We start from the raw sequence: 17,074 nt of genomic DNA, 5'->3' as shown, positions 1-17,074 counted from the left end.
TCCTCATTTACTGGGCTGCTTCTGCACCAGCGTGGTGCGCACCGCCCGCGCGACGATCTCGCCATGCTGGTTACGCCCGGTGTGCTCGAGCGTGACTATCCCTTCACCGGGCCGGCTTTTCGATTCCCGCTTGCCGGAACAGACGGTCTCGGCATACAGGGTGTCGCCGTGAAATAGCGGCTTGGGAAACGACACCTCGGAGAAACCGAGGTTGGCCACAATGGTGCCCAGCGTGAGCTGCGAAACCGACAACCCGACCAGGGTGGATAGGGTGAACATCGAGTTGACCAGCCGCTCCCCCCGAAAGCCCGGTTGTTCGGCGGCCCAAGCGGCGTCGAGATGCAGCGATTGAGTGTTCATGGTCAGCGTGGTGAACAAAACATTGTCGGCTTCAGTGACGGTGCGGCCGGGCCGATGCAGGTACGTCGTGCCGATCTCGAACTCTTCAAACCACAAGCCGCGCTGGATGATTGCCTTGTCTGTCATGACAGCCCCAGTGATCGCGCGATGAGCATCAGCTGCACCTCGGTTGTGCCCTCTCCGATTTCGAGGATCTTGCTGTCCCGGTAGTGGCGGGCCACCGGGTACTCGTTCATGAAGCCGTATCCCCCATGGATCTGGGTAGCATCGCGGGCATTATCCATCGCCGCCTCCGAGGACACCATTTTGGCGATCGCCGCTTCTTTCTTGAAGGGCTTGCCCGCCAACATCTTTGCCGCGGCCTCGTAGTAGGCCGTGCGCGCCACATGCGCCCGGGCCTCCATCCGCGCGATCTTGAAGCTGATCGCCTGATAGGAGCCGATCGGCTGGCCGAACGACTGACGCTCCTTGGCGTATTTGACGCTCTCGTCCACACATCCCTGCGCCACCCCGGTCGCCAGTGCGGCGATCGCGATGCGGCCTTCGTCGAGGATGGACAAGAAGTTGGCGTAGCCTTTTCCGCGGGCGCCGAGCAGGTTCTCCGCCGGGACGCGCGCGTCATCGAAGCTCAGCGGGTGGGTGTCCGAGGCGTTCCAGCCGACCTTGTTGTAGACGGGCTCCACGACGAATCCGGCTGTGCCATTGGGCACGATGATCGTCGAGATCTCCTTCTTACCGTCCGCGACACTTCCCGTGACGGCAGTAATCGTCACCAGTGAGGTGATATCGGTGCCCGAGTTGGTGATGAATTGCTTGCTGCCGTTGATGATCCACTCATCACCCTCGAGACGAGCCGTGGTGCGAGTGCCGCCCGCGTCCGAACCGGCACCCGGTTCGGTGAGTCCGAAGCCGGCCAGCGCGCGACCGGCGATCAGGTCTGGCAACCACTTCTGTTTCTGTTCCTCGTTGCCGAACCGGTAGATCGGCATCGCACCCAGGCCTACCCCGGCTTCCAGTGTGATCGCCACCGACTGGTCGACCTTGCCCAGCTCTTCTAGCGCCAGCGCCAGCGCGAAGTAGTCGCCGCCCATGCCGCCGTACTCTTCTGGGAACGGCAGGCCGAACAGACCCATCTCACCCATCCTGGCGACTACTTCGTATGGAAAGCTGTGCTCCTCATCGTGTTTGGCCGACACCGGTGCAACCACGCTGCGCGCGAAATCGGCCACTGTGTCGCGAAGCTCTTCGTATTCCTTGGGTAGCGTCCCGGCGGGAATTGTTGTCGTCATGATTCTTGATCCTTGATCCTTGCGAGTACTTGCTCGACCTTTACCTGATCGCCAACGGACACCAGCACTTCTACCTGCCCCGAAACCGGTGCGGCCAGTGAGTGTTCCATCTTCATCGCCTCCACCACCACCACGACGTCACCCTCTGCGACCTCGGTACCGGAGGTGACCTGGACGGCGATCACGTTGCCCGGCATGGGACTGATGACTTCGGCTTGCCGTTCGCCAACCGCACGGTGAATCTTGTGCTCCTCGGCTTCGCGCAGATGCCAGGTTCCCCGTTCGTCTGCGATCCATAGATGCCGATCCGCCTCAGCCCAGCGATACTCCCGCCGCAGGCCGCCGACCGTCACGCTCAGCTCGCCGTGATTGACTTGTGCACTTGCAGCTGCGATTTCACCATCACCGACCTGCACCCTGGCGGCATCGGGTGAACCCCACACCGATACCGTCTCACTGCGCAGCGGTGTTTGCATCTCGGTGCGAACCGGCGCCGCACCCCCCACGCGCCATCCGGTTGGCACGGCCCACAGCTCACCTTGCGCCCGTCTTGCCAAAGCCCACTGCCGGAAGAGGCCACCCGCTGCTAGCACATCGTCGGGTGCGGGCAGTGGTGCAAAGTCGGCCAGGCGCTCGTCGAGCAGCGCGGTGTCCAGATCTCCGGCACGCACGCGTTCGTCGGCCAGCAGGAAACGTAGGAACTCGACATTGGTTTGCACACCCAGCACCGCGGTGTGCGCCAGCGCCTGGTCCAGGCGCGCCAGCGCCTCCTCGCGGTCATCGCCGTGGGCAATCACCTTCGACAGCATCGGGTCGTAATCACTGCCGACCACCGTGCCGGCCAACAGCGAGGAGTCCACCCGCACTCCCGCGCCCGACGGCTCCAGCACGTCCAGCACCCGGCCACCGGTGGGCAGGAAGCCGCGCGCGGGGTCTTCGGCGTAGACCCGGGCCTCGATCGCGTGACCGCGCAGTTCGATGTCGTCCTGGGCGAAGGCCAGCTTTTCGCCCGCACCCACCCGCAGCTGCCACTCGACCAGATCCAGACCCGTGACCGCTTCGGTGACCGGGTGTTCGACCTGCAGCCGGGTGTTCATCTCCATGAAGAAGAACTCGTCGGGCCGTTCGGCAGAGACGATGAATTCCACCGTGCCGGCACCCACGTAGTCGACGCTGCGGGCGGTATTGCAGGCCGCGGCCCCAATCCGCGCGCGGGTGGCCGCGTCGAGCAGCGCCGAGGGCGCCTCCTCAATGACCTTCTGGTGGCGCCGCTGTAGACTGCATTCCCGCTCGCCCAGATGCAGCACGTTCCCATGGGTGTCGGCGATGATCTGCACTTCGATATGCCTGGGCCGCAACACAAATCGCTCCAGGAACAATGTGTCGTCGGCGAACGCGGAGGCGGCCTCCCGCCGCGCGCTGACCAGCGCGTTACGCAGCTCGGCCGGTTCTTCAACCAGCCGCATGCCCTTGCCGCCCCCACCGGCGGACGGCTTGATCAGTACCGGATAGCCGACCTCATCGGCCGCCTTGACGAGTTCGTCGTCCGTGAGGCCCGGCTTTGCGACGCCGGGGACCACCGGAACGTCGAAGGCAGCGACGGCGTTCTTGGCGGTGATCTTATCGCCCATCACCTCAATGGCGCGCGACGGTGGGCCTAGAAAGACCACTCCGGCACGTTCGCAGGCCGCCGCGAAATCGGCGTTCTCGGAAAGGAATCCGTAGCCGGGATGGATCGCTTGGGATCCGGTGCGCGCCGCGGCGTCCACCACTTTGTTGATATCGAGGTAGCTCTCTCGCGCCGCTGCCGGCCCCAGCCGCACCGCAACGTCGGCCTCGAGGACATGTCGGGCTCCGGCGTCTGCGTCGCTGTACACCGCGACCGACCGGATGCCCAGCCGGCGCAGGGTGCGGATCACTCGTACCGCGATCTCGCCGCGGTTGGCCACTAATACGGTGTCAAACATTAATCACATCCGGAAAACGCCGTAGGAGACCTGCTCCAGCGGGGCATGCGCGCATGCCGAAAGAGCGAGCCCGACAACAGTTCTGGTGTCGGCTGGGTCGATGATGCCGTCGTCCCACAGCCGCGCCGTGGAGTAGTAGGGGTTGCCCTGGTCCTCGTACTGCTCACGGATGGGCGCCTTGAACGCTTCCTCTTCGTCAGGCGACCACGGCTTGCCGGCCGCGGACAGCTGCTCACCGCGCACGGTGGCGAGCACGGATGCCGCCTGTTCCCCGCCCATCACCGAGATCCGCGCATTCGGCCACATCCATAGGAAGCGGGGCGAATAGGCCCGTCCACACATCGAATAGTTGCCTGCGCCATAGGACCCGCCGATGACCACGGTCAGCTTGGGCACCCGAGCGCAGGCCACCGCGGTGACCATCTTGGCGCCGTGCTTGGCAATGCCGCCGGCCTCGTAGTCGCGGCCGACCATGAAGCCGGCGATGTTCTGCAGAAACAGCAGCGGGATCTTGCGTTTGTCGCACAACTCGATGAAATGTGCGCCCTTCAAAGCGGATTCGCTGAACAACACGCCGTTGTTGGCGATGATGCCGACCGGATGGCCGTGTATGCGGGCGAACGCGGTCACCAGCGTTTTGCCGTATTTGGCTTTGAACTCGCTGAATTCGCTACCGTCGACCAGGCGCGTGATGACCTCGTGTACGTCGTAGGGCACCCGCGGGTCCGGCGGTACCACGTCGTAAAGCTCGTGCGGCGAGTGCTTGGGCTCGACCGACCGCGTTACATCCCACTGGGCGGGCTCGCGTGGTCCGAAGGTGGCCGCAATCGAGCGGACGATGCGCAGGGCATCCTCGTCGTCGTCGGCCAGATGATCAGTGACGCCCGATACCCGCGAGTGCAGGTCGCCGCCGCCGAGGTCCTCGGCCGAGACGATTTCGCCGGTGGCGGCTTTGACCAGCGGCGGACCGCCGAGAAAGATCGTGCCCTGCTCGCGCACGATCACGGCTTCGTCGCTCATCGCCGGAACATAGGCGCCGCCGGCCGTGCACGACCCGAGGACGGCAGCCACCTGCGGAATGCCCTTGGCGCTCATGGTCGCCTGGTTGTAGAAGATCCGCCCGAAGTGCTCGCGGTCGGGGAACACCTCGTCCTGGCGTGGCAGGAAGGCGCCGCCGGAATCCACGAGGTAGATGCACGGCAACAGGTTCTGCAGTGCCACCTCTTGGGCACGCAGATGCTTTTTGACCGTTATCGGATAGTAGGTGCCGCCCTTGACCGTTGCGTCGTTGGCGACGATCACGCATTCACGCCCGGCCACCCGGCCGATCCCGGTGATGATTCCCGCACCGGGCGACTCGTCGCCGTACATGCCGTTGGCGGCCAATGGAGCCAGCTCGAGGAAAGGGCTACCCGGATCCAGCAGCCGGTCCACCCGTTCGCGCGGCAGCAGCTTGCCGCGGCTGACATGGCGTTCCCGGGCGCGTTCATTACCGCCCAACGCTGCGGTGGCAAGCTTGTCGTTCAACTCCGCCACGAGCCGGCGGTGCTCGTCGGCGAAGGAGGGCGCGATGGTCGTCACTGTGTTGCCAGGTTCCGAAGCACAAGCGGCGGTTGAGTTTTGGCGACCACCTCTTCGACGGACACGCCGGGGGCGGTTTCGATCAGGTGCAGGCCGTCGCCGCAGATGTCGATGACCGCGAGTTCGGTGACGATCCGGTTGACACAGCCGACGCCGGTCAACGGCAAGGTACAGCGTTCGAGGATCTTCGGGCTGCCGTCTTTGGCGGCGTGCTCCATCATCACGATCACCTTGCGAGCGCCGTGCACCAAGTCCATCGCGCCGCCCATGCCTTTGACCATCTTGCCGGGGATCATCCAGTTGGCGAGGTCGCCGGTAACCGAAACCTGCATCGCCCCAAGCACGGCCACGTCCAGGTGACCGCCGCGGATGATGCCGAACGAGGTCGACGAACCGAAGAACGCGGCGCCGGGCAGCGTGGTGACGGTTTCCTTACCCGCGTTGATCAGATCGGCGTCCACATCCTCGCGGCGAGGGTACGGGCCGACACCGAGGATGCCGTTCTCCGAGTGCAACACGACGTGGACGCCGTCGGGAATGTGATTCGGGATCAGGGTGGGCATCCCGATGCCGAGGTTGATGTATTGGCCGTCTTCGAATTCCGCCGCCACCCGCGCGGCCATACCGTCCCTATCCCAGCTCACCGAACGGTCTCCTTCTCGATCTTCTTCACGGGATCGGGCACATGAACCACGCGCTGCACGAACACCCCGGGGGTGTGCACGGTGGCCGGATCGATTTCCCCCGGCTCGACGAGATGTTCGACCTCTGCGATCGTGATCCGACCGGCCGGAGCGCATTCCGGGTTGAAGTTGGCTGCGGCGTAGCGGTACACCAGGTTGCCGTGGCGGTCGCCCTTCCAAGCGTGCACCAGTGCGAAGTCGGTGCGGATGCCACGCTCGAGAACGTAGGTGACGCCGTCGAATTCACGGGTTTCCTTGGGCGGCGACATCACCGCGACCTCGCCTGAGGCGTCGTACCGCCAGGGCAATCCCCCATCGGCGATCTGAGTGCCGACCCCGGCCGGGGTGTAGAACGCGGGTATGCCCATACCGCCGGCGCGCAACCGCTCGGCCAGGGTTCCCTGGGGGGTTAGCTCGACTTCGAGTTCACCGGACAGAAACTGGCGGGCGAACTCCTTGTTCTCACCCACATAGGATGAGACAGTTCGCCGAATTCGCTTGTTTTCCAATAGCACTCCGAGGCCGACACCGTCGACTCCGCAGTTGTTGGATACCGTCTCCAGGTCGGTGACACCGCTGTCCACCAGCGCTGCGATCAGCGCTTCGGGAATGCCGCACAACCCGAAACCTCCGACCGCCAGAGACGACCCGTCGGTTATGTCCGCCACCGCCTCAGCAGCGGTAGCTACCACCTTATCCATTTACCGCATGGCCTCCGGTTCAGTTAATCCTGATTAACTGGAGCCGAGGATACCACCGCCCTCGCGACGCGTCCAGGGACAGCACTGTCACCGGGCGTCGCGCAGGTACTCGATCGCTTGTTGCCGCATCTCCACCTTGCGCACCTTTCCGGTGACGGTCATGGGGAATTCGTCGACGATCCACAGATACCGCGGGATCTTGAACGCAGCGATCCGGCCGGTGCAGAATTCGCGCAGTTGCTCGACGGTGAGCTCCGGCGCACCGCAACGCAGCTTGACCACCGCCATCAGTTCCTCCCCGTACTTGGCGTCGGGCACCCCGATGACGTGGCCGTCGGCGATATCAGGGTGGCTGTGCAGGAACTCCTCGATTTCACGTGGGGAGATGTTCTCGCCGCCGCGCACGACGATGTCCTTGATCCGTCCGGTGATCTGTAGGTAACCGCACTCATCCATCGCGGCCAGGTCTCCGGTGTGCATCCAGCCGTCGGCATCGATCACCTCGGCGGTACGCTCCGGCTCGTTCCAGTAGCCCGCCATCACCGAGTAGCCGCGGGTGCACAACTCGCCGGTCACGCCGCGCGGCACCATCTGCCCGGTGAGCGGGTCGATCACCTTGATTTCGAGGTGCGGCCCTACCCGGCCGACGGTGGCCACGCGGCGCACCAGCGAGTCGTCGCTGCGAGTCTGGGTCGAAACGGGCGATGTTTCGGTCATGCCGTAGCAGATCGACACACCGGGCATATGCATGCGGTGCATCACCTTGCGCATCACCTCCACCGGACAGACAGCGCCGGCCATGATCCCGGTCCGCAGGCTCGTCAGCTCGTACTCGGCGAAATTCGGCAGCCCCAGCTCGGCAATGAACATCGTGGGCACCCCATAGAGGCTGGTGCACCGTTCATCCTGCACCGCTTGCAGCGTGGCCGCGGGGTCGAAGCGGGCCGCCGGGATCACCATACAGGCGCCGTGGCTGGTGGCCGCCAGATTGCCCATCACCATGCCGAAGCAGTGATAGAACGGCACCGGGATGCAGATCCGATCGTGTGGGGTGTAGTCGAGCAGTTCGCCCACCAGGTAGCCGTTGTTGAGGATGTTGCGATGACTCAGCGTGACACCCTTCGGGAAACCTGTTGTGCCTGAGGTGTATTGGATGTTCACGGGATCGGTGCTGTCCAACGTCGCCGCAATATTCTGCAACATCGTCAGGTCGGCGTGTGCCCCGGCCAGCCGCTCCCAGTCATCGCTGTCCAACAGCACCACCTCGCGCACCCCGGGGCAGTGCGGCACCACCTCAGCCAGCATCCTGGCGTAGTCCGCATCCTTGAAGCCCGCCGCGGCAATCACCATGGCAACCCCGGATTGGCTTAGCGCATAGTCTAATTCACGCTCACGGTAGGCGGGATTGATGGTCACCAGCACCGCGCCGATCTCAGCGGTCGCATACTGAACCAGGACCCACTCCCACCGGTTCGGCGCCCAGATTCCAACCCGATCGCCAGGCCCGATTCCGGCCCGCATCAGTCCGGTCGCCAGGCGGCGCACGGCGGCAAGCAGTTCGTCGTACGTCCACCGCCGCGCGGCCTGGATGTCGACCAGAGCATCCCGCGTCCCATACAGCGCCGCGGTATTGGCCAGATTGGCGCCGATCGTCGTCGCCAGTAGTGCGGGTTCGGCCGGACCGCGCTCATACGAAAGGGGGCCTGCTGTGGTCACGGTTCCTCCGCCTGGCGCCCCCCACGCGACAAACTCGAGTTAACAGCGAATAACTCGTGCTATGTTAGTGACGATTAACCGAAGTGTCCAGAACCAGTTGGGACGGAGGCCGTCATGACCGCGCCCGACGGCCGGCCGGGCCAGCCGGAGGCCCCGAATCGTCGCAGCAAGTTGAAGTCCGACCGGCGACTGCAGCTCCTGTCGGCCGCCGAGCGCCTGTTCGCCGAGCGCGGTTTCCTGGCGGTGCGACTGGAGGACATCGGTGCCGCTGCCGGCGTCAGCGGTCCGGCGATTTACCGTCACTTCCCCAACAAGGAGTCACTGCTGGTCGAGTTGCTGGTGGGCATCAGTGCCCGGCTGCTGGCCGGCGCGCGCGACGTCACGGCACACAACCCGGATCCGACCGCGGCGCTGGACGGCCTCATCGACTTTCACCTTGATTTCGCGTTGGGGGAACCCAACCTCATCCGCATCCAGGACCGTGACCTTGCGCACCTGCCCGACGCCGCGGAACGGCAAGTACGCAAAGCCCAGCGGCAATACGTCGAGGTCTGGGTGGGCGTGTTGCGCGAGCTTCACCCCGACTTGGCCGAAGCTGATGCCCGGCTGATGGCACACGCCACCTTCGGCCTGCTGAACTCGACACCGCACAGCATGAAGTCGGCCGACACCAAGCCGGCGCGCACGGTTCGTTCCCGCGCCGTCATGCGGGCCATGACGCTCGCCGCGCTAACCGCCGGGGGCAAGTAAGCACCGGCAGAGCAGTCCGCCAGCGCTGCCGCGCGAGTCTTGGGTACCCTGCAATCCATGAGGTGGACATGAACGATCCACGTCGGCCCCAAAGGTTTGGTCCCCCTCAATCGGGGGCGGGACCGGTCGGGCCGCAGGGTTCCTACAATCCGCCGCCCATCGATCCGGCGTACGCCGGTCAGGCGCCGTACGCGCCCACCTATGGCGGCACCGTCCCGCCGTGGACGCCGGGCCCCAACGACCCCAACCCCACCCAGCAGTTGCCGCCGTACTGGATGCAAGACCAGGGCACGCCGGGTTCCGGCCCACCTGAGGAGCCGCCGCCACCGCACGGCCCGAAGACACCGCGCTGGTTGTGGGTCGCCGCCGGCGCGGCCGTGTTGTTGGTGGTCGGGCTGGTCATCGCACTGGTGATTGCGAATATGTCGGTCAAGGATCAAACGGCGGTCGAGCCGTTGCCGCCGATGCCGACGCCGAGTTCGACACTTCCGACCACGACCAGGACTACGCCTTCGCCCAGTGTCACGTCGACGCCAACGACCACAACCGAGTCGGGTACCCCCACCGCAACCACCCCGGCCGGCGCCATGCAGACCGTTGTCTATAACGTCACCGGCGAAGGCCGCGCCATCAGCGTCACCTACCTCGACACCGGGGACGTCATCCAGACCGAGTTCAATGTTGCACTGCCGTGGAGCAAAGAGGTCAGCCTGTCGAGGTCGACGGAACATCCGGCAACCGTCACGATCGTCAACATCGGCCACAACGTCACCTGTTCGGTGACCGTGGCTGGAGTGCAGGTACGTCAGCGCACCGGGGTGGGCTTGACCATCTGCGACGCCCCGACGAACTAGGCCGTTTCGGCGACGACTGTGACGCCGTGCCGCGGCACACGAACCGCCAGCATCGCCACCAGGCCGACGAACAGCACCAGGCAGATCCCGCCCAAGCCGGCGCGAACCGCGTCGAACACGTCGACGAACACAGAGAACAGCCAAGGCGCCAGGAACGCCACCGCCCGGCCCGTCATCGTGTACAGGCCGAACGCCACCCCCTCCTTCCCGTGCTGAGCCATGCGCAGCAACAAGGCGCGTGCCGACGACTGCGACGGTCCGATGAACAGGCACAGCAGCAGCCCGCACACCCAGAACGCGAACGATCCAGACAGCGTCATCAGGGTGAGCGCCGACGTGAGGATCGCGGCCAGCGACACGACGATGACGGGCTTGGATCCCACTCGGTGGTCGACGAATCCGCCCACCGTCGCACCGAGCGCGGCCACCACGCTTCCGGCCACGCCGAACATCAGCACATCGGCCTGGGTGAGTCCGTAGACGTTCACTCCGAGCACCGCGCCGAAGGCGAACATCGCCGCGAGCCCGTCCCGAAAGATCGCGCTGGCGATCAAGAAGTAGACGAGGTTGCGGTCGCGGCGCCATTCGCCGGTGATGTCGGTCCATAGCTTGCGATAGGCGCCCCGCACGGTGGTGGTCGAGCGGGCCACCGCGCCGGAATCGGGTAGTCGGTGTGCCACCAAAAGTAGCGGCAGCGCCAACAACGCCAGCCACGCCGCGGCCATCAGCATCGCCGCGCGCACGTTGAGCCCGTCCTGAGCGGGCAGCTGCAGCAACCCACGCACGTCGCCTCGGCCGGAGACGAAGCCCACATAGACCAGCACCAGCAGCAGGACGCTGCCGGCATAACCCGCCGCCCAGCCGAACCCGGAAATCCGGCCGGCAGTCGAAGGCGTCGAGAGCTGTCGCAGCATGGCGTTGTACGGGACGCTGGCCAGGTCGCTGCATGCCGCCGTCAGGGCCAGCAACGCCAGCCCGGCCCACAGGTAGCCGGGACTGTCGTGGATGAGGAACATCGCGCAGGTCAGGGCCACCGCTACCCCGGTCAATACGCCCAGCGCCACCCGCCGGCGATGCGGGGACTCCACCCACACTCCGACCACCGGCGCCAGCACGGCGATGGTTATCCCGGCGAAGGCCCCGGCGCGGCCCAGCCAGCTTTCCGGCGTGGCGCCGCCTGGCGTGCCCACGCCCACGCTGTTGGTCAGGTAGACCGAGAACACAAACGTCGTCACGATCGCGTTCAGACCGGTGGAACCGCAATCCCACAATGCCCACGCCACAATGCGAGATCGCGGTTGGCGCCGAGGCTGCAATATCGCAGGCCCGTACTCGGAGTTTGTCTGCGGATTTGCAGGCTCGACGGGACCCGGCCCCGGCTGATTCATGCCCGGCACTCTAATGGGATCGGCAGGGTCCCCGCTTCCGGTGCACGTTTACGATCGTGCTCATGCCCATTCCCGCTCCCAGTCCTGACGCGCGTGCGGTGGTCACCGGCGCTTCGCAGAACATCGGCGAAGCCCTGGCCACCGAACTTGCCGCGCGCGGGCACAACCTGATCGTCACCGCGCGCCGCGAAGACCTGCTCAACGATTTGGCGGCCAGGCTGACCGACCAGTATCGGGTCACCATCGATGTGCGACCCGCCGATCTCGCTGACCCGTCCGAACGAGGAAAGCTGTGCGAGGAATTGGCCGCGCGGCCCATCTCAATTCTGTGCGCCAACGCGGGAACCGCGACGTTCGGCCCGATAGCGACACTGGACCCGGCGGGGGAAAAAGCTCAGGTGCAGTTGAATGTCCTTGGTGTGCATGACCTTACGCTGGCCGTGCTGCCGGGTATGGTCGAACGAAAGGCCGGCGGGATCTTGATTTCCGGTTCAGCAGCCGGCAATTCGCCAATCCCCTACAACGCCACATATGCCGCCACCAAGGCGTTCGCGAACACGTTCAGTGAATCGTTGCGCGGCGAGTTGCGCCGCTGCGGTGTGCATGTCACGGTGTTGGCCCCGGGGCCGGTGCGCAGCGACCTGCCCGCCGACGCCGAACGCTCGCTCGTCGAGAAGCTGGTGCCCGACTTCCTGTGGATTTCGACGGAGCACACCGCGCAGATATCGCTGGACGCTTTGGAGCGCAACAAGATGCGGGTGGTGCCGGGTCTGACGTCCAAGGCGATGTCGGTGGCGAGCGGCTACGGGCCCCGTGCCGTCGTGGCTCCGATCGTGGGCGCGTTCTACAAGAAGCTCGGTGGCGGCTAGGGCCGGGTCATTTCCGGCGACGCCGGCCGCTGCCGAACAGGTTGCGCATCGCCTCGCGTACCCCGGTGTTGATCGCGCTTTTCACCGTCGGGTTCTGCAGTACCTGCTCCCACATGGCGGGACCTTGCGGCTCCGCGGGCGCAGGCATCGGCGGCACCTCGAGTTGGTCGGGCCACGGCAGCGGGTCGTATTGTCCGCGCGGCTGCGGCGTTTCCTGCGGCGGCGGGACCTGTTGGGGCACTTGAGGTTCCGTTGCCTGCTGGATCGTCTGGCCGTATTTGGCCTGCAGCGGACTTGATTTGGCCGCGGCAGCAACCGCGTCGGTACCGATGGCGGCCATGAGCGACCGTGGTACTCGCATGCGTGTCCAGGCGACCGGTGTGGGTGCGCCCTTCTCGGACAGCACGGTGACAATCGCTTCACCGATTCCCAGTGACGTCAACGCCGACTCCAGGTCGTAGACATCTGTTTTCGGATAGGTGCGCACGGTCTTGCTCAGCGCCTTCTGGTCATCGGGAGTGAACGCGCGCAATGCGTGCTGCACCCTGGCTCCGAGTTGGGAGAGCACGTCGTTGGGCAGATCGGTGGGCAGCTGGGTGCAGAAGAAAACACCGACGCCCTTGGAACGAATCAGCTTGACCGTCTGCTCGACCCGCTCGAGGAATGCCTTGGAGGCATCGGTGAACAAAAGATGCGCCTCGTCGAAGAAGAAGACCAGCTTGGGCTTGTCTACGTCACCGACCTCAGGCAGGACTTGAAACAGGTCCGCCAGCACCCACATCAGGAAGGTGGAGAAGATGACCGGACGCAACGACTGCCCGCTGAATTCGAGCAGCGAGATGACGCCGTGGCCCTGGTCGTCGACACGCAGCAGATCCTGTGGGTCCAGCTTCGGCTCGCCGAAGAACGTGTCACCGCCTTCTGCTTCGAGGTTTACCAGCGACCGCAGGATGACACCGGCGGTCGTCGACGAGACCCCGCCGAGGGATTTCAGGTCGGCCTTGCCCGCCTCACTGGTCAGATGGCTGATGGCGTTGCGCAACTGGTCCAGCGTGACCAGCGCGCGGTTGTTTTCCTTCGCCCAATGGAAGATCAGCCCCAGCGTCGACTCTTGAGTGGCGTTGAGCCCCAGCACTTTTGACAACAGAACCGGGCCGAAACTGGAAACGGTGGCGCGCACCGGAACGCCGATGCCATCGGTGCCCAGGGACAAGAACTCCACCGGAAACGCCGTGGGTGTCCAGTTGTCGCCGGTGTCCTTGGCGCGCGCGGCGGTCTTGTCGTTGCCCTCCCCCGGTCGCGCCAGGCCGGACAGATCGCCCTTCACGTCGGCCATCAGCACTGCCACCCCCGCGGCGCTGAGCTGCTCGGCGATCAGCTGCAGCGTCTTCGTCTTGCCGGTCCCGGTGGCCCCGGCCACCAGACCGTGACGGTTGACGGTGGCCAGCGGAATACGTATCTGCGCGGCCGGATCGGCTTGGCCATCGACGACGACGGTGCCCAATTCCAGCGCTTGGCCGGCGACGGCATAACCGGCCGAGATCCGCTTCGCAGGACCGTCGGGCCCACCCGCTGCCGATTCAGTGCTCATCAGTTCCCCTCGCAGTGCGGCAAAGCATCACACTACTTGTGTAGGGGAATCCACGGGCGGGGCCTCACATGGGCTTACGCTGAGCGCTGTGCGCGACGAATTGGTGTGGATCGACTGCGAGATGACCGGGCTTGATCTGGGCTCGGACAAGCTGATCGAGATCGCCGTGCTGGTCACCGATGCCGATCTGAACATCCTGGGCGACGGGGTCGACGTGGTGATCCACGCCGAAGAAGCCGCGCTGTCGTCGATGATCGAGATCGTCGCCGAAATGCATTCGCGATCAGGGCTGATCGACGAGGTGCGGGCGTCCACGGTCGACCTCGCGACGGCTGAACAGATGGTGCTCGACTACATCGGCGAGCACGTCAAGCAACCCAAGACGGCGCCGCTGGCCGGCAACTCGATCGCCACCGACCGGTCCTTCATCGCCCGCGACATGCCCAAGCTCGACGGGTTCCTGCACTACCGGATGATCGACGTCAGCTCGATCAAGGAACTCTGCCGACGCTGGTACCCGCGGATCTACTTCGGCCAGCCGCCCAAGGGGCTCGCGCACCGGGCGCTCGCTGACATCCATGAGTCCATCCGCGAATTGCAGTACTACCGGCGCACTGCGTTCGTGCCGCCGCCAGGCCCGTCTACCAGCGAAATTGCGGCGGTGGTCGCCGAAATTTCCGGCGCGGAGGCCACGCCGGAAGATATTGATTCGGCCGACGAGCGTCCAAGCGGTTAATATCGACGTCGCCGCTCGTTGCGCCTCTCGGGGCCGGCCGGTGGTCATGGTGGGTGTAGTTCAGTTGGTAGAGCGTCAGGTTGTGATCCTGAATGTCGCGGGTTCGAGTCCCGTCACTCACCCCATGAGGTCAGAGGGTATTTCTACCCTCTGACCTTCTGCTTTCGCCTGACTGTGCGGCGACGAATCAGCCGCCACCGCAGTTGGGGTTCGCGGGCTGTGCCGGCCACGCGCAGGACTTGACGTCGGTGACGCCACCGGAGCCTCCTCCGCTGAATACGCCATAACTTCCGCCGTGGGTCCCGGTGAAGGTGGCGCCGCCGGCTCCTCCCCAACCACCTGAACTCGCCACGGTCACCGTCCAGCCCATGCCCTCTAGCTCGGCCTTGTACGCGTCCAGAACGGCCATTGCTGCCCCGTTGACCATGAAGTGCATCCGGATGCCGTTGTTGGCAATGGTGGCCGGGCCGTCGGTGTGCTGGGTGTTCGCCGGTGTAGGTATCAGCGATTGCAGTTGCGTTGCCGTGCCCGGCGACGCCGGCTGGCCGCCGTCGGCGTGGCCCGGTGCCGCCAGACCCACTGGGGTCGCGATGATCGCCGTGGCCAGCAGCGCAGCGGCCATGCCGCGGCTCTGGAATTCGGTCTTTGCTGAAGTGTTCATGGCATTGATCATTCGTCCGGCGACGACACCCCGGCAGCCACCGCGTTCTTGCAGGGATACAAGTGCGTCTTGTACCCAGGACATCCCATGCGCAGAAGACCAAGGGCCCTCGTCGAACCATCTCGGCTCCAAACCTTTGTCATCTGCGCTAGCGTGTTACCGCAAACCCGGATGAGCTGCGGGTTCAGCACATTAGTTGTGGGAGAGCGCCCGCATTGCAAGGTGAACGCACCGACGACGGCGTCGACGCCATCGGCGACTGGGCTGTCGGGTACGTCAAACGCCACCCACTCGCCTCGCTCACCACGGTCGGCGAACAGTTCGTCCTCGCGGTACGCACCGTTCAATACTTCTTCTTCGATCTCGTCACCGGCCGCTTCCAATGGCAGGAGTTCGTGCGGCAGGGCGCGTTCATGGCCGGCACCGCCGTGGTGCCGACGATTCTGGTGTCCCTGCCCATCAGCGTCACCCTGTCGATTCAGTTCGCGTTGCTGGCCGGCCAGGTCGGCGCGGTCTCGCTCGCCGGCGCGGCCAGCGGACTCGCGGTCATCCGCCAGGGCGCGTCGCTGGTGGCCGCCATCCTGATGGCCTCGGCCGTTGGCTCGGCCATCACCGCCGACCTCGGCTCGCGAACGATGCGCGAGGAAACCGATGCCATGGAGGTAATGGGCGTATCGGTGATCCGCCGCCTGGTCGTGCCGCGCTTCGCGGCGGCGATCATGATCGGCGTCGCGCTCACCGGAGTCGTGTGCTTCGTCGGGTTTTTCGCCAGCTACCTGTTCAACGTGTATTTCCAGGATGGTGCGCCGGGCAGCTTCGTGGCCACGTTCGCGTCGTTCGCGACGACGGACGACATGATCCTGGCGTTGCTCAAGGCGATGATCTTCGGCGCCATCGTCGCCGTCGTGTCGGCGCAGAAAGGACTGTCCACCAAGGGCGGCCCGACGGGTGTCGCAAACTCGGTGAACGCGGCCGTCGTCGAGTCGATCCTGGTGCTGATGATCGTCAACGTCGCGATCAGTCAACTGCACATCATGCTGGCGCCGCGGACGGGGCTGTGACGTGGCCGTCTCGTCTTACCGACCGCTGGCACCGATCACCGACCGGCTGACCCAGGTCTACCGCCGGGCCACCAGGCCAATCCTTCGGGTCGGCCACATGCTGGTGTTCTTTTTCCGGGCGCTTGCCGGCGTGCCGATCGCAATGCGCCACTACCGCGGCGAATTCCTGCGCCTGCTGTCGAACATCACCTGGGGCAACGGCTCGATCGTGGTGGGCGGCGGCACCGCCGGCGTGGCGGTTGTGCTCGGTATGACCGTCGGCGCACTGGTCGGCATCGAGGGCTACAACTTCCTCGAACTGCTCGGCCTTGGTCCCGCCACCGGCTTCATCTCATCGCTGGTCAATACCCGCGAGTTGGCGCCGCTGATGGCGTCGCTCGCGTTTGCCATGCAGGCTGGCTGCCGGTTCACCGCGCAGCTGGGGTCGATGCGAATCGCTGAAGAGATCGACGCCATGGAATCCATTGCCATTCGCCCGATTCCGTTCTTGGTGACCACCCGGCTGATGGCGTCGGTGATCGCGATGATCCCGCTGTATGCCGCATGCCTGGCGATCGGCTACTTGACCACCCAACTGGTGGTCACCGTCAGCAGTGGTGGCTCCAATGGGTCCTATTTGCATTACTTTTCGTTGATGCTGGCCGGCAAGGACATTGCCTTCTCGTTGCTCAAGACCGTCATCTTCGTGTGGATCGCCTCCACCATCCAGTGCTACTACGGCTTCTATGCCAGCGGCGGACCCGAGGGTGTGGGGGTCGCCGCCGGACATGGCATGCGGGCCAGCATCACCGTCGTGATCATCGTCAACATGCTGCTCACCATGGCGCTGTGGGGCGCTGACTCCGGCGCCAGGTTCGGTGGTTAGCG

Annotated in this window: 16 protein-coding genes and 1 tRNA gene; 7 read left to right on the top strand and 10 right to left on the bottom strand. The window is 65.1% G+C overall.

Annotated features, from left to right (window positions below; genetic code table 11):
* Positions 1–3: 3 nt before the first annotated feature.
* The 7 genes from AWC27_RS17005 to AWC27_RS16975 form a co-directional block, all read right to left on the bottom strand.
* On the bottom strand, positions 4–486 hold the full coding sequence (locus AWC27_RS17005; RefSeq protein WP_085671540.1) for a MaoC family dehydratase: 483 nt from the start codon (positions 484–486) through the stop codon (positions 4–6).
* On the bottom strand, positions 483–1,649 hold the full coding sequence (locus tag AWC27_RS17000; protein WP_085671539.1) for an acyl-CoA dehydrogenase family protein: 1,167 nt from the start codon (positions 1,647–1,649) through the stop codon (positions 483–485). The genes AWC27_RS17005 and AWC27_RS17000 overlap by 4 nt, the downstream gene beginning before the upstream one ends.
* Positions 1,646–3,616 (bottom strand): acetyl-CoA carboxylase biotin carboxylase subunit, encoded by a 1,971-nt coding sequence (locus AWC27_RS16995; protein WP_085671538.1) that lies wholly within the window; start codon positions 3,614–3,616, stop codon positions 1,646–1,648. The genes AWC27_RS17000 and AWC27_RS16995 overlap by 4 nt, the downstream gene beginning before the upstream one ends.
* Positions 3,617–3,619: 3 nt before the next feature.
* Entirely contained in the window at positions 3,620–5,197 is a 1,578-nt protein-coding gene (locus AWC27_RS16990; protein WP_085671537.1) for a carboxyl transferase domain-containing protein, read from the bottom strand.
* Entirely contained in the window at positions 5,194–5,841 is a 648-nt protein-coding gene (locus AWC27_RS16985; RefSeq protein WP_085671536.1) for a CoA transferase subunit B, read from the bottom strand. Before AWC27_RS16985 ends, AWC27_RS16990 begins: the two co-directional genes overlap by 4 nt.
* Positions 5,838–6,581: a CoA transferase subunit A gene (locus AWC27_RS16980; protein ID WP_085671535.1), complete on the bottom strand. Its 744-nt coding sequence runs from the start codon at positions 6,579–6,581 to the stop codon at positions 5,838–5,840. Before AWC27_RS16980 ends, AWC27_RS16985 begins: the two co-directional genes overlap by 4 nt.
* 87 nt (positions 6,582–6,668) lie before the next feature.
* The gene (locus AWC27_RS16975; protein ID WP_085671534.1) at positions 6,669–8,297 is read right to left on the bottom strand and encodes an AMP-binding protein; all 1,629 of its coding nucleotides are present in this window, start codon (positions 8,295–8,297) and stop codon (positions 6,669–6,671) included.
* Between the two features lie 114 nt (positions 8,298–8,411).
* On the opposite strand from AWC27_RS16975, the gene AWC27_RS16970 reads away from it, so the two are divergent.
* Both AWC27_RS16970 and AWC27_RS16965 read left to right on the top strand, forming a co-directional pair.
* Complete coding sequence (locus AWC27_RS16970; protein WP_085671533.1) at positions 8,412–9,047, top strand: SACE_7040 family transcriptional regulator; 636 nt, start codon at positions 8,412–8,414, stop codon at positions 9,045–9,047.
* Positions 9,048–9,115: 68 nt separating this feature from the next.
* Positions 9,116–9,901: an MmpS family transport accessory protein gene (locus AWC27_RS16965; RefSeq protein ID WP_085671579.1), complete on the top strand. Its 786-nt coding sequence runs from the start codon at positions 9,116–9,118 to the stop codon at positions 9,899–9,901.
* Here AWC27_RS16965 and AWC27_RS16960 read toward each other — a convergent pair.
* Positions 9,898–11,289, bottom strand: coding sequence for an MFS transporter (locus AWC27_RS16960; protein ID WP_085671532.1), 1,392 nt, complete (start codon positions 11,287–11,289; stop codon positions 9,898–9,900). The two genes, AWC27_RS16965 and AWC27_RS16960, sit on opposite strands and share 4 nt — an antisense overlap.
* Positions 11,290–11,351: 62 nt before the next feature.
* Between AWC27_RS16960 and cmrA the strand changes: the two genes are divergently transcribed.
* On the top strand, positions 11,352–12,158 hold the full coding sequence (gene cmrA, locus AWC27_RS16955) for a mycolate reductase (RefSeq protein ID WP_085671578.1): 807 nt from the start codon (positions 11,352–11,354) through the stop codon (positions 12,156–12,158).
* Between the two features lie 7 nt (positions 12,159–12,165).
* Here cmrA and AWC27_RS16950 read toward each other — a convergent pair whose 3' ends face one another.
* A complete protein-coding gene (locus AWC27_RS16950; protein ID WP_085671531.1) occupies positions 12,166–13,749 on the bottom strand; it encodes a helicase HerA-like domain-containing protein in 1,584 nt (527 codons plus the stop codon).
* Between the two features lie 88 nt (positions 13,750–13,837).
* Here AWC27_RS16950 and orn point away from each other — a divergent pair, with 88 nt between their 5' ends.
* Both orn and AWC27_RS16940 read left to right on the top strand, forming a co-directional pair.
* Positions 13,838–14,485 carry an oligoribonuclease gene (gene orn / locus AWC27_RS16945; RefSeq protein WP_085671530.1) on the top strand — a complete coding sequence of 216 codons (648 nt, stop codon included), beginning with the start codon at positions 13,838–13,840 and terminating at the stop codon, positions 14,483–14,485.
* 49 nt (positions 14,486–14,534) lie between these two features.
* A tRNA-His gene (locus AWC27_RS16940) sits at positions 14,535–14,610 on the top strand.
* Between the two features lie 62 nt (positions 14,611–14,672).
* Here AWC27_RS16940 and AWC27_RS16935 read toward each other — a convergent pair.
* On the bottom strand, positions 14,673–15,146 hold the full coding sequence (locus AWC27_RS16935) for a hypothetical protein (protein WP_139837051.1): 474 nt from the start codon (positions 15,144–15,146) through the stop codon (positions 14,673–14,675).
* A 215-nt stretch (positions 15,147–15,361) separates the two neighbouring features.
* Between AWC27_RS16935 and AWC27_RS16930 the strand changes: the two genes are divergently transcribed.
* Both AWC27_RS16930 and AWC27_RS16925 read left to right on the top strand, forming a co-directional pair.
* Positions 15,362–16,207: an MlaE family ABC transporter permease gene (locus AWC27_RS16930; protein WP_211281653.1), complete on the top strand. Its 846-nt coding sequence runs from the start codon at positions 15,362–15,364 to the stop codon at positions 16,205–16,207.
* A gap of 1 nt (position 16,208) precedes the next feature.
* Positions 16,209–17,072, top strand: coding sequence for an MlaE family ABC transporter permease (locus tag AWC27_RS16925; RefSeq protein ID WP_085671528.1), 864 nt, complete (start codon positions 16,209–16,211; stop codon positions 17,070–17,072).
* Positions 17,073–17,074: the final 2 nt, after the last annotated feature.

This window comes from Mycobacterium szulgai (assembly GCF_002116635.1).
GTDB lineage: Bacteria > Actinomycetota > Actinomycetes > Mycobacteriales > Mycobacteriaceae > Mycobacterium > Mycobacterium szulgai.
This window is presented reverse-complemented; position numbering and strand designations above follow the sequence as displayed.

What these genes read in the sequence shown, in the direction of transcription:
- AWC27_RS17005 (WP_085671540.1), bottom strand. Translation starts at nt 486, where the DNA reads ATGACAGACAAGGCAATCATCCAGCGCGGCTTGTGGTTTGAAGAGTTC.
- AWC27_RS17000 (WP_085671539.1), bottom strand. Translation starts at nt 1,649, where the DNA reads ATGACGACAACAATTCCCGCCGGGACGCTACCCAAGGAATACGAAGAG.
- AWC27_RS16995 (WP_085671538.1), bottom strand. Translation starts at nt 3,616, where the DNA reads ATGTTTGACACCGTATTAGTGGCCAACCGCGGCGAGATCGCGGTACGA.
- AWC27_RS16980 (WP_085671535.1), bottom strand. Translation starts at nt 6,581, where the DNA reads ATGGATAAGGTGGTAGCTACCGCTGCTGAGGCGGTGGCGGACATAACC.
- AWC27_RS16970 (WP_085671533.1), top strand. Translation starts at nt 8,412, where the DNA reads ATGACCGCGCCCGACGGCCGGCCGGGCCAGCCGGAGGCCCCGAATCGT.
- AWC27_RS16965 (WP_085671579.1), top strand. Translation starts at nt 9,116, where the DNA reads ATGAACGATCCACGTCGGCCCCAAAGGTTTGGTCCCCCTCAATCGGGG.
- AWC27_RS16960 (WP_085671532.1), bottom strand. Translation starts at nt 11,289, where the DNA reads ATGAATCAGCCGGGGCCGGGTCCCGTCGAGCCTGCAAATCCGCAGACA.
- cmrA (WP_085671578.1), top strand. Translation starts at nt 11,352, where the DNA reads ATGCCCATTCCCGCTCCCAGTCCTGACGCGCGTGCGGTGGTCACCGGC.
- AWC27_RS16950 (WP_085671531.1), bottom strand. Translation starts at nt 13,749, where the DNA reads ATGAGCACTGAATCGGCAGCGGGTGGGCCCGACGGTCCTGCGAAGCGG.
- AWC27_RS16935 (WP_139837051.1), bottom strand. Translation starts at nt 15,146, where the DNA reads ATGAACACTTCAGCAAAGACCGAATTCCAGAGCCGCGGCATGGCCGCT.